Origin of the sequence: Pigmentiphaga sp. GD03639 (assembly GCF_029845405.1) — a bacterium.
Lineage (GTDB): Bacteria > Pseudomonadota > Gammaproteobacteria > Burkholderiales > Burkholderiaceae_B > Pigmentiphaga > Pigmentiphaga daeguensis.
On sequence record NZ_JAOCLR010000004.1, the window covers coordinates 253,293 to 269,782 of the forward strand.

General features: G+C 69.9%; 16 protein-coding genes and 2 pseudogenes. 4 read left to right on the top strand and 14 right to left on the bottom strand.

The window, feature by feature from the left end; all coding sequences use genetic code 11:
• Positions 1–8: 8 nt before the first annotated feature.
• Complete coding sequence (locus tag N5K27_RS06535; protein WP_279815304.1) at positions 9–1,520, bottom strand: protein adenylyltransferase SelO; 1,512 nt, start codon at positions 1,518–1,520, stop codon at positions 9–11.
• 137 nt (positions 1,521–1,657) lie between these two features.
• On the opposite strand from N5K27_RS06535, the gene N5K27_RS06540 reads away from it, so the two are divergent.
• From N5K27_RS06540 to N5K27_RS06555, 4 genes are read left to right on the top strand one after another with little or no spacing between them, the layout of a single operon-like run.
• Entirely contained in the window at positions 1,658–2,617 is a 960-nt protein-coding gene (locus N5K27_RS06540) for a branched-chain amino acid ABC transporter permease (RefSeq protein WP_207221986.1), read from the top strand.
• Positions 2,614–3,876: a branched-chain amino acid ABC transporter permease gene (locus tag N5K27_RS06545; protein WP_279815305.1), complete on the top strand. Its 1,263-nt coding sequence runs from the start codon at positions 2,614–2,616 to the stop codon at positions 3,874–3,876. Before N5K27_RS06540 ends, N5K27_RS06545 begins: the two co-directional genes overlap by 4 nt.
• Positions 3,869–4,651: an ABC transporter ATP-binding protein gene (locus tag N5K27_RS06550; protein ID WP_279815306.1), complete on the top strand. Its 783-nt coding sequence runs from the start codon at positions 3,869–3,871 to the stop codon at positions 4,649–4,651. The genes N5K27_RS06545 and N5K27_RS06550 overlap by 8 nt, the downstream gene beginning before the upstream one ends.
• The gene (locus N5K27_RS06555) at positions 4,648–5,349 is read left to right on the top strand and encodes an ABC transporter ATP-binding protein (RefSeq protein WP_279815308.1); all 702 of its coding nucleotides are present in this window, start codon (positions 4,648–4,650) and stop codon (positions 5,347–5,349) included. Before N5K27_RS06550 ends, N5K27_RS06555 begins: the two co-directional genes overlap by 4 nt.
• Before the next feature lie 34 nt (positions 5,350–5,383).
• Here N5K27_RS06555 and N5K27_RS06560 read toward each other — a convergent pair whose 3' ends face one another.
• The 13 genes and pseudogenes from N5K27_RS06560 to N5K27_RS06610 all read right to left on the bottom strand — a co-directional run bounded on the left by N5K27_RS06560 (position 5,384) and on the right by N5K27_RS06610 (position 16,361).
• Positions 5,384–6,781, bottom strand: coding sequence for a CoA transferase (locus N5K27_RS06560; RefSeq protein WP_279815309.1), 1,398 nt, complete (start codon positions 6,779–6,781; stop codon positions 5,384–5,386).
• A gap of 1 nt (position 6,782) precedes the next feature.
• The gene (locus N5K27_RS06565; protein ID WP_279815311.1) at positions 6,783–8,525 is read right to left on the bottom strand and encodes a PhoH family protein; all 1,743 of its coding nucleotides are present in this window, start codon (positions 8,523–8,525) and stop codon (positions 6,783–6,785) included.
• Between the two features lie 108 nt (positions 8,526–8,633).
• The gene (locus N5K27_RS06570) at positions 8,634–9,098 is read right to left on the bottom strand and encodes a peroxiredoxin (protein ID WP_279815312.1); all 465 of its coding nucleotides are present in this window, start codon (positions 9,096–9,098) and stop codon (positions 8,634–8,636) included.
• A 49-nt stretch (positions 9,099–9,147) separates the two neighbouring features.
• On the bottom strand, positions 9,148–9,531 hold the full coding sequence (locus tag N5K27_RS06575; protein ID WP_087840640.1) for an Mth938-like domain-containing protein: 384 nt from the start codon (positions 9,529–9,531) through the stop codon (positions 9,148–9,150).
• 165 nt (positions 9,532–9,696) lie between these two features.
• Positions 9,697–10,671, bottom strand: a complete 975-nt coding sequence (locus N5K27_RS06580; RefSeq protein ID WP_279815314.1) for a fumarylacetoacetate hydrolase family protein — start codon at positions 10,669–10,671, stop codon at positions 9,697–9,699.
• Positions 10,672–10,693: 22 nt separating this feature from the next.
• Positions 10,694–11,665, bottom strand: a complete 972-nt coding sequence (locus N5K27_RS06585) for a tripartite tricarboxylate transporter substrate binding protein (RefSeq protein WP_279815316.1) — start codon at positions 11,663–11,665, stop codon at positions 10,694–10,696.
• 42 nt (positions 11,666–11,707) lie between these two features.
• Entirely contained in the window at positions 11,708–12,505 is a 798-nt protein-coding gene (locus N5K27_RS06590) for a cyclase family protein (protein WP_279815352.1), read from the bottom strand.
• A 174-nt stretch (positions 12,506–12,679) separates the two neighbouring features.
• Positions 12,680–13,138: pseudogene (locus N5K27_RS29035) on the bottom strand (ABC transporter permease); the annotation flags it as partial.
• On the bottom strand, positions 13,135–13,899 hold the full coding sequence (locus tag N5K27_RS06595) for an ABC transporter permease subunit (protein ID WP_279815317.1): 765 nt from the start codon (positions 13,897–13,899) through the stop codon (positions 13,135–13,137). The pseudogene N5K27_RS29035 and the gene N5K27_RS06595, both read right to left, overlap by 4 nt.
• Entirely contained in the window at positions 13,896–14,411 is a 516-nt protein-coding gene (locus N5K27_RS29040) for an ABC transporter ATP-binding protein (RefSeq protein WP_347944380.1), read from the bottom strand. The genes N5K27_RS06595 and N5K27_RS29040 overlap by 4 nt, the downstream gene beginning before the upstream one ends.
• Before the next feature lie 74 nt (positions 14,412–14,485).
• Positions 14,486–14,716: pseudogene (locus tag N5K27_RS29045) on the bottom strand (ATP-binding cassette domain-containing protein); the annotation flags it as partial.
• Positions 14,713–15,639 carry an ABC transporter substrate-binding protein gene (locus N5K27_RS06605; protein WP_087840645.1) on the bottom strand — a complete coding sequence of 309 codons (927 nt, stop codon included), beginning with the start codon at positions 15,637–15,639 and terminating at the stop codon, positions 14,713–14,715. The pseudogene N5K27_RS29045 and the gene N5K27_RS06605, both read right to left, overlap by 4 nt.
• A gap of 44 nt (positions 15,640–15,683) precedes the next feature.
• On the bottom strand, positions 15,684–16,361 hold the full coding sequence (locus N5K27_RS06610) for a TetR/AcrR family transcriptional regulator (RefSeq protein ID WP_279815320.1): 678 nt from the start codon (positions 16,359–16,361) through the stop codon (positions 15,684–15,686).
• Between the last annotated feature and the right edge of the window lie 129 nt (positions 16,362–16,490).

Here is a 16,490-nt window from a genome sequence, read left to right on the forward strand (position 1 = left end):
GGTCTACCTCATGAAGAACAACTGACTTGCAGCGAGCCGGCCCAGTCGGGCGGCACGCGGGCATAGCTTTCGTGGCCGGGCCGTTCGGTGTAGGGGTCGCGCAAGAGCCGCATCAGGCGGTCGATCTCGCCGGGATCCCTTTGCTTTGCGGCACGGATGGCCAGCTCGGCCAGGTGGTTGCGCAGCACGTACAGCGGATTGACGCGGTTCATGGCCGCGGCGCGCTCGCCGTCGGGCCGCCCGTCCTGAGCGAGGCGGGCACGGTAGGTGGCCAGCCACGCCCGGGCGGCCTCGCGGTCGGCATACAGGTCCTCGAAGGTTTCGACGCCCGGTGCCGGCGGAGTGCCGTCGGCGCTGGCCACGTCGGCCAGGCGCCGGAAGCTCAGGGTGAAGTCGGCGCGATTCTGGTGCATGACGGACCAGAGGCCGTTCAGCAGTTCATCGTCGCCCGCCTGCCATTGCCCGAGGCCGAGCTTGGCGGCCATCCGGTGGTGGAAGGCGGCCAGGAAGGCGCCTTCGTAGTTGGCCAGCACGGCGCGCAGCGCGTCCTCGTCCTGTACCAGCGGCATCAGCGCGCCGGCCAGGCGATACAGGTTCCAATGCCCGACCGCGGGCTGGGCATCCCAGGCGTAGCGCCCGGCGGTATCGGAATGGTTGCAGACGTGGTGGGCGTCGAAGCCGTCCATGAATCCATAGGGGCCGTAGTCCAGCGTCAGGCCCAGGATGGACATGTTGTCGGTATTCATGACGCCGTGGCAGAAGCCCACGGCTTGCCAGTCCGCCATCAGCGTGGCGGTCTTGCGCGTGACCGCGGCCAGCAGCCGCAGGTAGGGGCCGGCCTCCGTGTCGGCGACGCCGGTCGGGGCCGGCCGGCAGTCGGGATAGAAGCGGTCGATCACGTAGTCGGCCAGGACGCGCAGCAGGTCGGGCCGCTGACGGCTGGCCCAGTGCTCGAACGAACCGAAGCGCACGAAGCTGGGCGACATGCGGGTGACGATGGCGGCGGTCTCGACCGTTTCGCGGATGACCGGGTCGTCGGAAGCGATCAGCGCCAGCGCGCGCGTGGTCGGGATGCCCAGGCCATGCATGGCTTCCGAAGCGAGGTACTCGCGCACCGACGAACGCAGCACGGCCTTGCCGTCGCCCATGCGCGAATAGGGCGTCAGGCCCGATCCCTTGAGCTGCAGTTCCCAACTGCCGTCGGGGCCGGCCGCTTCGCCCAGCAGCAGCGCGCGGCCGTCGCCCAACTGTCCGGCCCAGACGCCGAATTGATGGCCGCTGTAGACCGCGGCCAGCGGCGAGCCGCCCGGCAGCGGGCTGGCGCCCGAGAACACGGACAGGAACTCGGGCGTGGCCAGCGCTTCGGGCGCGAGGCCGATCAGGGCGGCGGCCTCGGGGTTGGCATGCACCAGCCAGGGGTCGTCCAGGGGCTGGGGCGACACCCGTGAGTAGAATGCGTCCGGCAGGGCGGCGAACGAGTTGTCGGTACGCAGGGACTGGAGAGTGCTGGCGAGCTTCACGACGTTGGAACGGTGATTGGCGGTCCGGCCTCACGCCGGGTATCGATCAAGGTTAACCTATTTGCCGTCGTTTTCTTGTTTCCCCTTTCCCTGGCGGGGCTGCCGCCGCGGCCGCGCGCGCCGCTCGGAGTATTTGTTTGGACGGGCTCATCGTTTCGCTGCTGAACGGCCTCAGTTACGGGCTGCTGCTTTTCATGCTTTCGGCCGGGCTGACGCTGATCTTCAGCATGATGGGCATCATCAACTTCGCGCATGCCAGTTTCTACATGCTGGGGGCCTATGCCGCCCATGCCGTGGCCGGCGCGCTGTCGCCGGCGCTGACAGCGGGCGCGGCATTCTGGGTGGCCCTGTTCATCGCGCCGGTGCTGGTCGGGCTGGCGGGCACCGCGGTCGAGCGGCTGGCGCTGCGCCGCCTGCGCGGGCGGGGGCACGTGGCGGAACTGCTGTTCACGTTCGCGCTCGCCATGGTCATCGCCGAACTGGTGCAACTGGCCTGGGGCCGCTCCGCCGTGCCCTACCGCATGCCGGCGGCCTGGGGCGAGCCGCTGTTCAGCCTGGGCGGGCACGCCTTTCCCTTGCATCGCCTGGTGGTCGCGCTGGCCGCGGGCCTGATGCTGGCGGCATTGTGGTGGGGACTGACGCGGACGCGAACCGGCCTGGTCGTCCGCGCGGCGCTCAGCCATCCGGCCATGGCGCAGGCGCTGGGGCACGACGTGCCCCGTGTGTTCATGCTGGTGTTCGGCGCCGGCTGCCTGCTGGCCGGGATGGCCGGCGCGATAGGCGGCAGCGTGTTCGTGACCGAGCCGGGCATGGCCCAGGCGCTGGGGCCCATCGTCTTCGTCGTGACGGTGGTGGGCGGGCTGGGGTCGCTGGCGGGAGCGTTCTGGGCCAGCCTGCTGATCGGGGTGCTGCAAACCCTGGCGGTGGGCTCGGCCTGGTCCCTGGCCGCGCCGGCAACCTGGCTGGGTGCGGCCGATGCGGCGCGGGCGCTGGCGGCCTGGCCCTTGTCGCGCGTCGCGCCGGTGCTGCCTTATCTGTTGATGGTGGCGGTGCTGGTCTGGCGGCCGCGCGGACTCATGGGCGTGCGCGAAACATGAGCCCGCGTGCCGATGGCAAGCGGCTCCTGGCCTGCGTAGCGGCGGGGCTGGCGCTGCTGGCGCTGGCGCCGCTGTGCTTGGGCAGCGGCTTCCAGCTGGGCCTGATGTCGCAGATGTGCGCGATGGCGCTGTTCGCGCTGTCGTACAACCTGCTGCTGGGGCAGACGGGGATGCTGTCGTTCGGACATGCCGTCTACGCGGGACTGGGCGGGTATGCCGTCATCCACCTCCTGCGGGGGATGGATGGCGGACTGTTTGTCTTTCCGACCGTGCTGCTGCCCGTGGCCGGCGGCGTGGCGGGGGCGGGATTCGCCGCGCTGATCGGGTATCCGACCACCCGCCGCGGCGGCACGTCCTTCGCGATGATCTCGCTGGCGGTAGGCGAACTGGTCCATGCCGCCGCCGGCATGCTGCCGGACTGGTTCGGCGGGGAAGGCGGGTTGGCGGCCGACCGCACGGCCGGTCCGGCGTTCGTCGTGGGCCTGTGGCCGGGATGGAGTCTGGGACCCGATCTCCATGTCTATTATCTGACCGCGGTATGGACGGTCGCCGGCGCCCTCGCCATCCATGCGCTGGGCCGCACGCCGCTGCTCAAGCTTGCCAATGCCGTCCGCGACAATCCGCAGCGCGTGGCCTTCATCGGCTACGACCCGCACCGCGTCCGCTATCTGATGCTGACCCTGTCGGGATTCTTCGCCGGCGTGGCGGGCGGGCTGATGGCGCTGAACCTGGAGATCGCCAGCGCCGACAGCCTGGGCGCGTTGCGATCGGGAGCGGTGTTGCTGGCGGTGGTGGTCGGCGGCAGCGGCCTGTTCCTGGGGCCCGTGGCCGGCGCGGTGGTGGTGACGTTCTTCTCGGTCGAGCTGTCGCGTCATACCGGGGCCTGGCAGTTGTACCTGGGGCTCGCCTTTGCCGCCGTCGTGCTGGCTTTGCCCGGTGGATTGGCCGGTGGCATCCGCGATGCGGCGCGGCTGGTGGCGCGCGGCGAATTCGCGCACTGGCTGCGCGCCAGGGCAGGGACGATCGCCGGCGCGTTGATCGGCATCGCCGGGCTGAGCCTGGCCATCGAGCTGGCCTATGGCCGCGTCCACGACGCGGGCGGGCCGGGGATGGTCTCATGGTTCGGGCTGGCGCTGGATCCGTCCGCGCCGCTGCCGTGGAGCGCGGCCGGCGTGCTGTCGGTGCTGGGCGCGGCCGGCCTGTTCCTGGGGCGGGACCGGCGCAGGCCAGTGTCATCGTCGGAGCGATGTGATGGGTGAAGCGCGGGACAAGGCCGGCATCGACGCCTTGACGCTGGAAGGCGTGGGCAAGCGCTACGGCGAGGTCCAGGTGCTCGACGACGTGAGCCTGCGCGTCGCCACGGGCGAGTTCCACGCGCTGATCGGTCCCAACGGAGCGGGCAAGTCCAGCCTGTTCAACGTGATCTCGGGCCTGACTCCGCCCTCGGCGGGCAGGGTGCGCCTGCGGGGCCGCGACGTCACGGGGCTGCCGGCGCATCGCATGGCCCGGCTGGGCCTGTCGCGCAGCTTCCAGGTGGCCAATGTGTTCGGCCGCATGTCGGTGTTCGACAACCTGCGCTGCGCCGCCATGCGCAGGGGCGGCCTGGGCTATCAATGGTGGTGCGCGCTGGATCGCGGGCGCGGCGTGGCTCGGCGGGCGCACCAGGTCATGGCGCAACTTGACCTGGAGCGGCGCGCGGCGCTGCCCGCGGGCGAACTGAGCTACGCGGAACAGCGCGCGCTGGAGCTGGGCATGGTGCTGGCGACCGAGGCACGCGTCGTCCTGCTGGACGAGCCGACGGCCGGGATGAGCCGGGCCGAGACCGCGCGCATGATGGAGCTGATACGCGGCACCTGCCGCGGGAGGACGGTGCTGATCGTCGAGCATGACATGCAGGTCGTCTTCGGCCTGTCCGATCGTATTTCGGTCATGGTCCAGGGGCGCTTGATCGCCACCGGCGAACCGGAACACATCCGGGCGGATCCGGCGGTGCGCCAGGCCTACCTGGGCGGGCTCATGCAGGAGCCGGAATGAGCGCCTTGCTGGAGCTCCACGGCGTCCATGCCTGGTACGGCCGGGCCCACGTGCTGCAAGGCGTGGACATGCACGTGGCGCCGGGCGAGATCGTCGCGCTGCTGGGCCGCAATGGCGCCGGCCGCTCTACGCTGGCCCGCGCCGTCATGGGGCTGGTCGAGCGGCGCGGCCGCATGCTTTGGCGCGGCCGGGACATAGGCGGGCTGCGCACGTTCGAGATCGCGCGGATGGGCGTCGGCTACGTGCCCGAAAGCCGGGACATCTTTCCCGGCATGACGGTCGAGCAGAATCTGATGCTGGGGCAGAAGGCCGTCACGGCGGGGCGCTGGACGATCGCCGACATCTATCGGCTTTTTCCGCCGCTGGCGCGACGGGCCGGCGTGCAGGCACAGCACCTGTCGGGAGGCGAGCAGCAGATGCTGGCCCTGGGCCGCACGCTGATGGGCGATCCGGTCTTGATGCTGGTGGACGAACCCGCCGAGGGGCTGGCGCCGCAGGTCGTGGCGCAACTGGCCGCCTGCCTGGACGAACTGCGCCGCCAGGGCATGGCCATCCTGCTGATCGAACAGAAGCTGGACTTCGCCCTGGACGTCGCCGATCGCGTGTATGTGCTGGGACACGGCGCCGTGGTGTTCGCCGGGACGCCGGCTGCCTTGCGCGCGGCCGAACCGGTCAGGCGCGAGTGGATCGAACTCTAGGCAGCGGGAACTGAACTGGCGCCGGCCGCCGGGCTCAAGCGCGCCATGACGCCTGCGAGGCGCCCAGCGGGCCGGCGGGAATGTCCCAGGCCATGGGGGCGCCGGCGACGGTCAGCGGCGCCTTGACGCGCCGCGCCCGGCCCCAGGCGGTCATCTCCGAGGGCATGGTGCAGTCGTCGCGGGCTTCGGGAGCGAGCGGCGCGGCGTCGGCGTTTGCGACCCCCTGCACCAGCAGGGCCGCCGTGCGTGCCAGCGATGCGCGGAACTCGCCGCCGCAGCCGGTGCGCACGCGCTCGGTCAGACCACGTATCGCCGCGGTGGCGAGCAGGTAGCCCGTGGTGTGGTCCAGGGCCTGCACCGGCAGGGGCGTGGGTTTGTCCCGGCCCAGTTTGCGCATGCCCGCATCGGCGATGCCGCAGCTCATCTGCACCAGGCTGTCGAACCCGCGGCGCGCCTTCCAGGGACCGGTCCATCCGTAGGCGTCCAGCGACACGTCGACCAGCCCCGGATTGATGCGGCGCCGCTGTTCGGCGTCGAAACCCAGGGCGCCCAATGCATCCGAACGATAGCCATGCACCAGCACGTCGGCATCGCGCAGCAGTTGGCGGAACAGGCGCCGGCCTTCGGTGGAGCGAAGGTCGATGCGGCCGCAGCGTTTGCCCAGCGTCAGTTCGGGCGCGGCGACCGGTTCGTCCCAGGCCGGGGGATCCAGCCGCAGGACTTCGGCGCCGTAGCCCGCCAGGAAGCGCGTGGCCACCGGCCCCGCGATGATGCGGGTCAGGTCCAGCACGCGTACGCCTTGCAGCGGGCGTGCGGGAGGGCCGGCCCAGGTGGGCGCGGGGGCGGCCGATGCCGCCGTGCGCCACAGCAGCGGTTCGATCGACACGGCGGCGCCTTGCGGATGGGCGGCCCAGGCTTCCTGGGTGCGCATCTGCGCGGCGCAGCCCTTCGCTTCGACGATTGCGTTTTCCAGGTCCAGCGCGTTCCATGCGGCCACCGCCTGTGCCACGCTGTCGTGGCTGCCGTGGCAGCCCAGCACGCGCAGGATGGCGTCGCGGTGGTGCGGCGCGTTGGCATGCAGCCGTATCCAGCCGTCGGCGGCCGCATAGTCGCCGGTGACGGGGTCGCGCGCCGGCGGCAGCTTCCAGCCCACCGGCCGCAGCGACGTGTCGAACCAGAACGAGGCCAGCCGCCGGTCGACCGCGACGGCGGGCAGGCTGCCGTGTCGCTGCCCGATCAGCTCGGCAACGGCCAGCCCAGCCGCGCCGACTGCGGCGGCCGCCAGGTCCGTGACCGGAAAGATGGACGGCAGGCTGCCCGCTCCGAGCCAGGCGACGTCGGCGGGAAGCGCGGCGCTTCCCGTCGCGCTCCAGATGGCGCGCAGGTAGCCGTCGCTGACGCCGCCTGCTCCGCCGTCCAGGTCACGCCGCATGTCACAGCACCTCGGCCGCGTAGTCGGCCAGCCGCGAGCGCTCGCCCCGCTGCAAGGTCACGTGGCCCGAATGCGGCCAGCCCTTGAAGCGGTCCACCACGTAGGTCAGCCCTGAACTGCCTTCGGTCAGGTAGGGCGTGTCGATCTGCGCGATGTTGCCCAGGCAGACCACCTTGGTGCCGGGACCGGCACGGGTGATCAGGGTCTTCATCTGCTTGGGCGTGAGGTTCTGCGCCTCGTCGATGATCAGGAACTTGTTCAGGAAGGTGCGGCCGCGCATGAAGTTCAGCGACTTGACCTTCACCCGCGAACGGATGAGGTCCATGGTGGCGGCACGCCCCCAGTCCCCGCCATGGCCGCTTTCGCCGTCGCCCATGTTCAGCACGTCCAGGTTGTCTTCCAGCGCGCCCATCCAGGGCAGCATCTTTTCTTCCTCGGTGCCCGGCAGGAAACCGATGTCTTCGCCCACCGGCACGGTGACGCGGGTCATGATGATCTCGGTGTAGCGCTTGGTCTCGAGCACCTGCGTCAGGCCCGCGGCCAGCGCCAGCAGCGTCTTGCCGGTGCCTGCCTGGCCCAGCAGCGAGATGAAGTCGCAGTCCGGGTTCATCAGCAGGTTGAGCGCGAAGTTCTGCTCGCGGTTGCGCGCGGTGATGCCCCAGACGCTGTTCTTGCTGTGGGTGTATTCGCGCAGGGTCTGGAGCACGGCGGTCTTGCCGTTGACTTCCTTGACCTGCGCGTACAGCGGCATGCTGCCTTCGAAATAGACGAACTGGTTGACGGCGAACTGCGCGCACAGGGGCCCGGTGATGCGGTAGAAGGTGCTGCCGCCCTGCTGCCAGGATTCCATGCCCTTGCTGTGCTTGTCCCAGAAATCGTCGGGCAGTTGCAGCACGCCGGTGTACAGCAGGTCGGAATCTTCCAGGACCTGGTCGTTGAAGTAGTCCTCGGCCGGCAGTCCCAGGGCGCGAGCCTTGACGCGCATGTTGATGTCCTTGGACACCAGCACGACTTCGCGGTCGGGGTAGCGTTCCTGCAGGGCACGCACCACGCCCAGGATCTGGTTGTCGGCCTTGCCTGCCGGAAGGCCGGACGGCAGCGAGGCCGACAGCAGGGTCGTCTGCAGGTACAGCCGGCCCATCGCGTCGCGGTTGCCGAGCTTGTCGAGCGGGATGCCGGCTTCCATGTCGCCGATGTCGCTGACCAGCTCGTCCAGCGAGCGGCTGACCTGGCGGGCGTTGCGCGCCACTTCGGACATGCCCTTCTTGTGGTTGTCCAGTTCTTCCAGCGTGATCATCGGCAGGAAGATGTCGTGTTCCTCGAAACGGAACAGCGAGCTCGGATCGTGCATGAGCACGTTGGTGTCCAGCACGAACAGCTTGGCGACTTCAGGCCCGGCCGATTTCGCCTTGCGCCTGGGCGCGGGCTTGGCCACGGCCTTGCCGGTGGCGGCGGGAGCCGGGGCGGGCGCCGGCTGCGGCGCGCGCGCGACGATGGGCGCCTCGGCTTGCGGGGCGGGCGTCAGCAGGGTGCCCGCCTTGGATTTGGCGGCGGTCTTGCGGGCCGTCTTGGCCGGCGCGGCCTGGATGCCTTCCAGCTGGGGCTGGACGTCGGGAATGTCGGTGGAGGAGGGCGGTCGGGGTTCGGCTTCGGTACGTTTGCCGCGGGCTGCGGGGCGCGCTGGTTCACCCGAGGGGAAGGACAGGATTGCTGCGGGCCGGGTGGGCATCTTGGGAAGCGGCATGAGCGCGGATCTCCTCAGTAGGGAAGCTCAACGATACTGCATCCTCCATTGCATATATCGTACGCCTGCCGGCGTACGACACATGCGCAGGAAGAAAAACGGACTCATTCAGGCCAGCCCGCGCACGGCTTCGAGCACGGCGTCGACATGGCCGGGCACTTTCACGCCGCGCCATTCCTGGCGCAGCTTGCCTTGAGCGTCGATCAGGAAGGTGCTGCGCTCGATGCCGCGCACCTGCTTGCCATACATGTTCTTCATTTTCATGACACCGTATAGCTCGCACAGGGTTTCGTCCGGATCGGCAAGCAGCGGGAATGGGAAGCCCTGCTTTTCCTTGAACTTCTGGTGCGAGGCCAGCGTGTCGCGCGAGACCCCGAGGATCTCGGCGCCGGCGGCCTGGAACTCGGCGTAGCGGTCGCGGAAGTTCTGCCCTTCGGTCGTGCAGCCCGGCGTGTTGTCGCGCGGGTAGAAATACATGACGACGACGCGGCCCTTCAGGTTCTTCAGCGAGATGTCGCCGTCGGTACTGGGGGCGGTGAAGGCGGGGGCGGCCCGCCCGATGGCAGTGCTCATGCGTGGGTCTCCGGAAAATGGGGGAAAGGCGGGAGGGGCGGCGCATCATTCAGGCCGGGATCAGCGCGGCCACGACGCGGCGCCCCTCGGCCATCAGGATGTTGTAGGTGCGCGAAGCCGCCAGGGTATCCATCATCTCGATGCCCACGCCGGCCTTCAGCAGCGGGCGCAGCAGCGACGGCGCCAGGAAGCGCTGGCGGGCGCCGGTGCCGATCAGGACGACCTCGGGCAGCGAGGCCGCGCCCGGCCGAGCCACGTGTTCCATCGCGGCGGCATCGACGTCTTCGAAGGAGGAAACGGGCCAGGCGACGACATCGCCCTCGGGGCCGAACACGACGGCGTGCTCGAAACGGACGCGGTTGACTTCGACGTATCCATCGCCATAGGCGGTCACGGTGTTCAGCGCCGAGGCAGGGTCGGAATGCAACTTCAAAAGATCGGCTCCGATTCGACGGGAGGATGGAAAAACTATACGCCTGCTGACGGCCGGCACGGATGCGCGAACGAGACAGTGCCTGCGCGGCAGTCGGATTATTATAAATGCCCTCTGCGCGAGGGCTCTCCCGGATGCCGCGAGGGGGGCGTGGCGGCCCCGGAATCAGGCCGGGGCTTGCACCAGCTTCTGGTCCAGCGCGCCGAACACGCTTGCCCCGGCCGGCGTATTGACTTCCATCCGGACGCGGTCGCCGAACATCAGGAAGGGGGTGGAGATCGTGCCTTGCGTGGCGTTCTCGATGGCACGCACCTCGGCCAGCGCCGCCGAGCCGGCTCCCTCGGTCGGATCGGACACCGTGCCCGAACCCACCAGCGTGCCGGCGCGCAGGCGCCGGGTCGCGGCGGCGTGGGCGACGAGGTCGCCGAAGCCCACGCTCATCTCGCGCGCGTTCGGATGGCCGATCCAGCGGCCGTTGATGTCCACCCTTACCGGCAGATGCAGCCTGCCTTCGCGCCAGTGTCCGTCCAGTTCGTCCAGCGTGACCGCCACCGGACCGAACGAGGTCGAAGGCTTGGCATGGATGAAGCCGAAGCCGGTCTTCAGCTCGCGAGGCTGCAGCGCGCGCAGGCTCCAGTCATTGGCCAGCATGACCAGTTTCACGTGATCCAGGGCCGCGGCCGCGTCCACTCCCATGGGCACGTCGTCCAGCGCGACCACGATCTCGCCCTCGCAGTCGATGCCGTGGCTTTCGTCCGGCAGCGGCACGTCGTCGCGGCCGCCCAGGAAGTCGTCCGAGCCACCCTGGTACATCAGCGGCAGCGTCGTATCGATGGGCGGGACGCCGAACCCCCGCTGCATCCACAGGCCGTGGTTGGCGAAGGCGGAGCCGTCCAGCCATTGGTAGGCGCGCGGCAGCGGCGCCATGGCCAATGCGGGATCGAACGAGAACGCTCCCTGGGCGGCGCCGCGGTTCAACGCCTGGTAGAGCGCCTCCAGGCCGGGCCGCATGGCGTCCCAGTCGTCCAGCAGGGCCTGCATGGTGCATGGCCGGTCGGGGTAGGCGGCCAGGGCCAGGTCGGCGGACACCACGGCCAGGCGGCCGTCGCGGCCGCCGTTCTTCAAGGTTGCGAGTTTCATGGCGAGCCTTTGTGAAGGGGAGTCAATCGTTGAGCTGGATTTTCTTGTCGGCGATGATCCTGCCCCACTTCTCGCGCGACGCGGCCATGGTCCGTTCCAGTTGCCGGCGGTCGCCGGGCGTGACGGTCATGGCCAGGGTGGCGGCGGTATCGGCCATCGCGGGGCTGTCCAGCGTGCGGTTGATGGCCTGGTTCAGCCGGTCCAGCACGTCGCCGGGCACCTTGGCGGGCGCGAACACGCCGAACCACGTGGTGCCGTCGTAGCCGGCGAAGCCCTGCTCGGCCAGCGTGGGCACGTCCGGATATTGCGGCTGGCGGGTGGCGGAGGTGACGCCGAGAATCTTCAACCTGCCGTTCTTCGCATTGGCCAGCGCCAGCGTGGGCGGTCCGAACAGCAGGTCGATCTGGCTGCCCATCAACGCGTTCATGGCCGCCGGCGTGCCCTGGTAGGGCACGTGCATCAACTGGATGCGCCCCGATTCCTCCAGCAGGCCGCCCCACAGGTGCGCCACGCTGCCCAAGCCCCACGAGCCATAGGTCAGCTTCCCGGGCGCGCGGGCCGCGGCCTGGATCAGGCCACGGGCGTCCTGGAAGGGCGCGTCGGGACGGGCGATCAGCATGGCGGTCAGGGTGCCGACCTGCGCCACGGGCGCGAAGTCGCGGGCCGGCTCGTAGCGGATGTGGCGGTACAGCAGCGGGTTGAGGGCATGGGTGTCCATGTTGCCCAGCATGATGGTGTAGCCGTCGGGGGCCGCGCGGGCCACGAACTCGCTGCCTATCATGCCGTTGGCGCCGGCCTTGTTCTCGACGATGAAGGATTGCCCCAGTTGCTGTGCCAGGCCTTCTCCGAGCTTGCGGGCGACCATGTCGGCGGGAGACCCGGCCACGTAGGGAACGATGACGCGGACCGGCTTGTCGGGATAGCCGGCGGCGATGGCGGAAGTGGCGGCCAGCGCGGCGACGCTGGCGGCAAGGCGGGAAAGAAGGGAGGGCATGGCAGGCTCCGGGAGCGAAAAAGGAAACGGGGCAGGTGAGGCTCAGGCCGGGGCGAAGAGCCGGTCGTCGAAGATCGCCACGGCCCGGGTCCAGCCGGCCGAGGCGGCGCGCACCTTGTGCGGGAAGCAGCTCACGTAGAAGCCGTCGGGAGGCAGGCATTCCAGGTTGTGGAGCTTCTCGATGTGGCAGTAGCCGATGTCGCGTCCGGCCTTGTGGCCTTCCCAGATCAGCGACTTGTCGCCGGTCTCGCGGTACTTGCGCGCGGTATGGGAAAACGGCGCATCCCAGCTCCATGCGTCGGTGCCGGTCAGGCGCACGCCGCGCTCCAGCAGGTACATGGTCGCCTCGTATCCCATGCCGCACCCGGTCTCGACATAGTCGGGGTGGCCGTAGCGCGAGCCGGCGCGGGTATTGACCAGCACGATCTCCAGCGGCCGCAGCGTGTGTCCGATGCGCGCGAGTTCCGCTTCGACGTCGGCGGCGGTGACGACGTAGCCGTCGGGGAAATGGCGGAAATCCAGCTTGACGCCCGGCTGGAAGCACCAGTCCAGGTCGACCTCGTCGATGGTGATCGCGCGTTCGCCGCGGTTCATGGTCGAGTGGAAGTGGTAGGGGGCATCCAGGTGGGTGCCGCTGTGCGTGGTCAGCGTGACCCATTCGGCGGCCGCGGCTTCCCCGTCGGGAAGATCCTCGGCCTTCAGGCCGGGCAGCAGGCGCTGGAAGCCCGCCACGCCCTGCGCGTGATTCTCGTAGGTGATGCGTGGCGCGAGCGCGGGCGGGTCCGACAGGATGTCGTTCTCGAGATAGATGGAAAGGTCGACGATGCGGCGTGGCATGATGCGTCCGGACAAGAGAAAGGGGGCAGTGGTGGGTGCGGGCCAGCCGTTCGGCCAGCGCGAGCAGGCTGTTGCTGAGGAGCCCGATGGCGCCCAGCAGGACGACGCCGGCATAGAGCTCCGGGACAGCCCCAGCACTCGCGCGACTTCGTGCAGGCGCGGGTCGACCGACGCGAACCCGTGCACGGTGGACAGCAGCACCGGCCAGATGGCGCCGAAGGCGATGACCGCCAGCACCATGCCGGGCGACAAGCCGAGCAGCGCGATGGCGACGGGCATGACGGCCGAGGCGGGGAGCGGGCGCACGAACTCCAGCGTGGGCTGCGTCCAGGCGCGCAGGGCGGGCGAGACGCCGATCAGCGTGCCCAGGACGAGGCCCAGGGCCGAGGCCAGCAGCCAGCCATAGAGCATGCGTTCGACGGTGGCCAGGCTGGCCGAAGCCAATTCGCCTTCGGCCAGGCCTTGCAGCAGGGCGTCCCAGGTGGCACCGGGCGAGGGCAGGAAAATGGGCGACACCCAGCCGGCCGCGGTGGCCCAGGCCCACGCTCCCACGATCACGAGCAGGACCAGCAGGCCGCCCGCGGCGTCGCCCAGGCGCCGGGCGGAAAGCAGGGAAACGGGCAGCGGCGTGTTCATGCGCGGACTCCGCGGCGGGCGAACAGGCGCGCCTGCAGCCACAGCAGGCCGGCATTGGCGGCCCAGCCCAGCACGCCTATCCAGATGACCAGCGCGAGCATCAGCGCCGGGTTCAGGCTTTGCTGCGCCATGGCCAGGCCGTAGCCCAGGCCCATGGGGTTGGCGATGATTTCGGTGGTGACGGCGATGGTCAGCGCGATGCCCAGCGACAGCCGCAGGCCGACGAAGATACGCGGCAGCGCGGCCGGCAGCACGATCTTCCAGGCGCGGCGGATGCCTCCCAGTCCCAGCACGCGGGCCACCTCGACGAGGCGGGGCTCCACCCGCGCTACGCCGTCCTGGGCGAACATCAGCATGGGCCAGACGCAGGTGAAGGCCACCACCGCGCTTTCCATGCGGTAGCCGAAGCCGAAGGCCAGCATGGCGATGGGCACCAGCGCGACCGAGGGCAGCGGGCGCAGCAGGTTGACCGTGAGCGCCGACCACCGGCCGGCGCGCGAGGAGGCGCCGAACCACAGGCCGAGAACCAGTCCGATGCCGCCGCCCGCGGCCAGGCCGAGCAGCGCATTGCCCAGGGTCTGCGCGGACGCGGCCGCCAGCGAGCCATCCTGCGCCGCCGTCCACATGGCCCGCAGGATCTCGGTGGGCCGGGCGAACGCGTCGCTTTGCGCGCCGCTGGCCCGCATGGCGGCCTCGGCGGCGGCCAGCGCCAGCAGGGGCAGGAGAAGGCCGCGCAGGCGCGGCCCGATGGCGCGGATCATGGACGCGGCTCCTGGATGAAATCGAACAGGAAGCGGCGCAGGCGCAGGAACTCGGGATGCTCGCGCGTGCTCAACTGGTCGCGCGGATGGGGCAGGCCGATGGCGATGTCCTGCGCGAGGCTGCTGGCGCCCGTGCCCGGATTGGCCCGCAGCGCGACGACGCGATCGCCCAGGTAGATCGCTTCCTCGAGATCATGGGTGATGAACAGCACGGTCGTGCCATGCCGCCGCACCAGGGCCAGCAGATCGTCCTGCAGCGACTGGCGCGTCATGGCGTCGAGCGCGCCGAAGGGTTCGTCCATCAGCAGCACCGCCGGACGCTGGGCCAGGCAGCGCGCGATCTGCAGGCGCTGCTGCATGCCGCCCGACAGTTCCGCCGGGTACTTGTCCGCGTGATTGCCCAGCCCGACCTGGGCCAGCAGCGGCGCGATGCGCGAAGCGCGTTCGGCCCGGGGGACGCGGGCGGCCTCGAGCGCGAGCGAGACATTGCCCGCCACCGATCGCCACGGCAACAGGCGCGCCCATAGTCCTGGAAAACGATGGCGACATCCTGTGCCGGACCGTCGATGGGGCGGCCGTCGCGCAGGATGCTGCCGGCGCTGGGCTGCACCAGGCCCGACAGCAGCCGCAGCAACGTGGTCTTGCCGCAGCCCGACGGACCGACCACGCAGACGAACTCGCCCCGGCCCAGATCCAGATCCAGGCCATTGATGATGCGGCGGTCGCCCAGGTCCAGCGCCACCCCGCTCAGGCGAATCAGGGGAGCGGCGGCACCCGCGCGGGGCGCCGCGTCGACGACGCGCAGGCTGGCGGTCACTTGGCCACCATCGCGGCCAGGTCGGGCGCCTTGCGCAGCATGCCCTGCTGGCGCATGGTGTCCGCCCAGAACTGCAGCTCGCTGCCGGCCAGCGGCACCTTGTAGGCCGGCACCGTCAGGGAGGCCAGGACCGGGGCGGGCACCTTCAGGTACTTGCCCATGTCGGCCCGCGCCTCGTCGGGATGGGCGGCGGCGAAGTCCAGCGCGTCGGCCAGCGCGGCGCGGAAGCTTGCGATGGCCGGTCCATGCGCCTGCTGCCAGGCGCGGGTCGACATGTACAGCATGTTGGAAAAGCCGGCCGGCAGGTCCGGCGCCAGCGGCGACAGCAGCGTGCCGGCGCCGCTTTGCAGGATGCGGCCCAGGAACGGGTCGGCCGTGACCGCGGCGTCGATCGATCCGCCCTTGAGCAGATCGCCCATCTGCGGAAAGGCGCCTTCCACGAAGGTCACCTTGCGGGGATCGACGCCCTGGTCGGCCAGCCATTTGCGGCCGATGATGTGCAGGGCGGCGTTCAGCCCGGGCACAGCGATCTTCTTGCCGACCAGGTCGGCCGCGCTTTTGGCGCCGCCGCTGCGCACGACCAGGCCAATGGCCTTGGACGACGGATTGTGGACGCTCGTGCCGGCCAGCCCCACCAGGTCCATGCCGCTGTCGTTGGCCTGCAGCAGCACCGGGCTCGCCACGCCCGCGATCTGTACCGACCCGGATTGCAGCGCGGCGGGCATCACGCCGCTCAGGGCCAGTTGCTGCGGCGTCACTTCGAGCCCTCGCTTGGCGAAATAGCCGCGTTCCTTGGCCACGAACAGGGGCATGAACTCGGATACCGCCGTATAGGCCACGGTGATGCGGGTCTGCGCCGCGGCGCCCGCCGCCCATAAGGCGAGCGCGATTCCCAGCGCGGGAGCGAGTCTGGATGTCTTCATGGTGTCTCCTGGAAAAAGGGTGCCGGTTGCCGCGGGGACAGGTCCTAGACGGCGCAGGTGTGGCGGATGCCGGCGCTCAGGAAGCGGCAGAGCAGATCGGCGGAACGGTCGAACTCGCGCGCCTTGGCCTGGCCGTGGGACAGGTCCTCGATGCGCTGGTCGCTGATGTGGTGCATCAGCGCGCCCAGCGAGAACTGGTAGCACCATGCGGCCTGGGCGCGGGAGATACCCGGCAGCGCCTTCATCAGCGCATCGATGTAGGCGTGCGCCACGGGGTCGAACAGTTCGGCGCGCGGCCCGCTGTTCTCCGGCCCCTGCTCGACCAGGTTGCGGGCGACGAGCTGCATGAACTGCCGGCCTTCGGGGTTGGCGGCGAGCTTGAGCGCCGGCCGTACGAAGGCGCGCACGATGCGGTCCAGCAGTTCGTCGGGCGGACCGGCATGCCACAGCGTTTCCAGCGCGGCCAGCCGCTCCCTGATGTAGCCCGAGCGCTGCCGGAAGATCTCCTCGTACAGGGCCAGCTTGGGGCCGTAGTAGTAGCCGACCAGCGCCAGCGGCACGCCGGCTTCCTCGGCGATGTCGCGTATCGAGACGCCGTGATAGCCATGGCGCGCGAACAGCGCCTCGGCCGCCATGAGGATGTTGCGGCGGCGGTCGGGCGCCTCGTCGATCTCGGAGCGGGGGCGTGCGCGGCGGGGCGCTGGAGCGATTTTCGCGGCCATGGGTCTCGATATGGATTTTTATACGATCGTACAGTTTGTTGTACGTTCGTACAAATCGGGAGAAACCAGAGGAAGCCGCACGCCGATGCGCGAAGACCGCCGGCGGCGCGCCGGGAGCTTTTCCTGCTG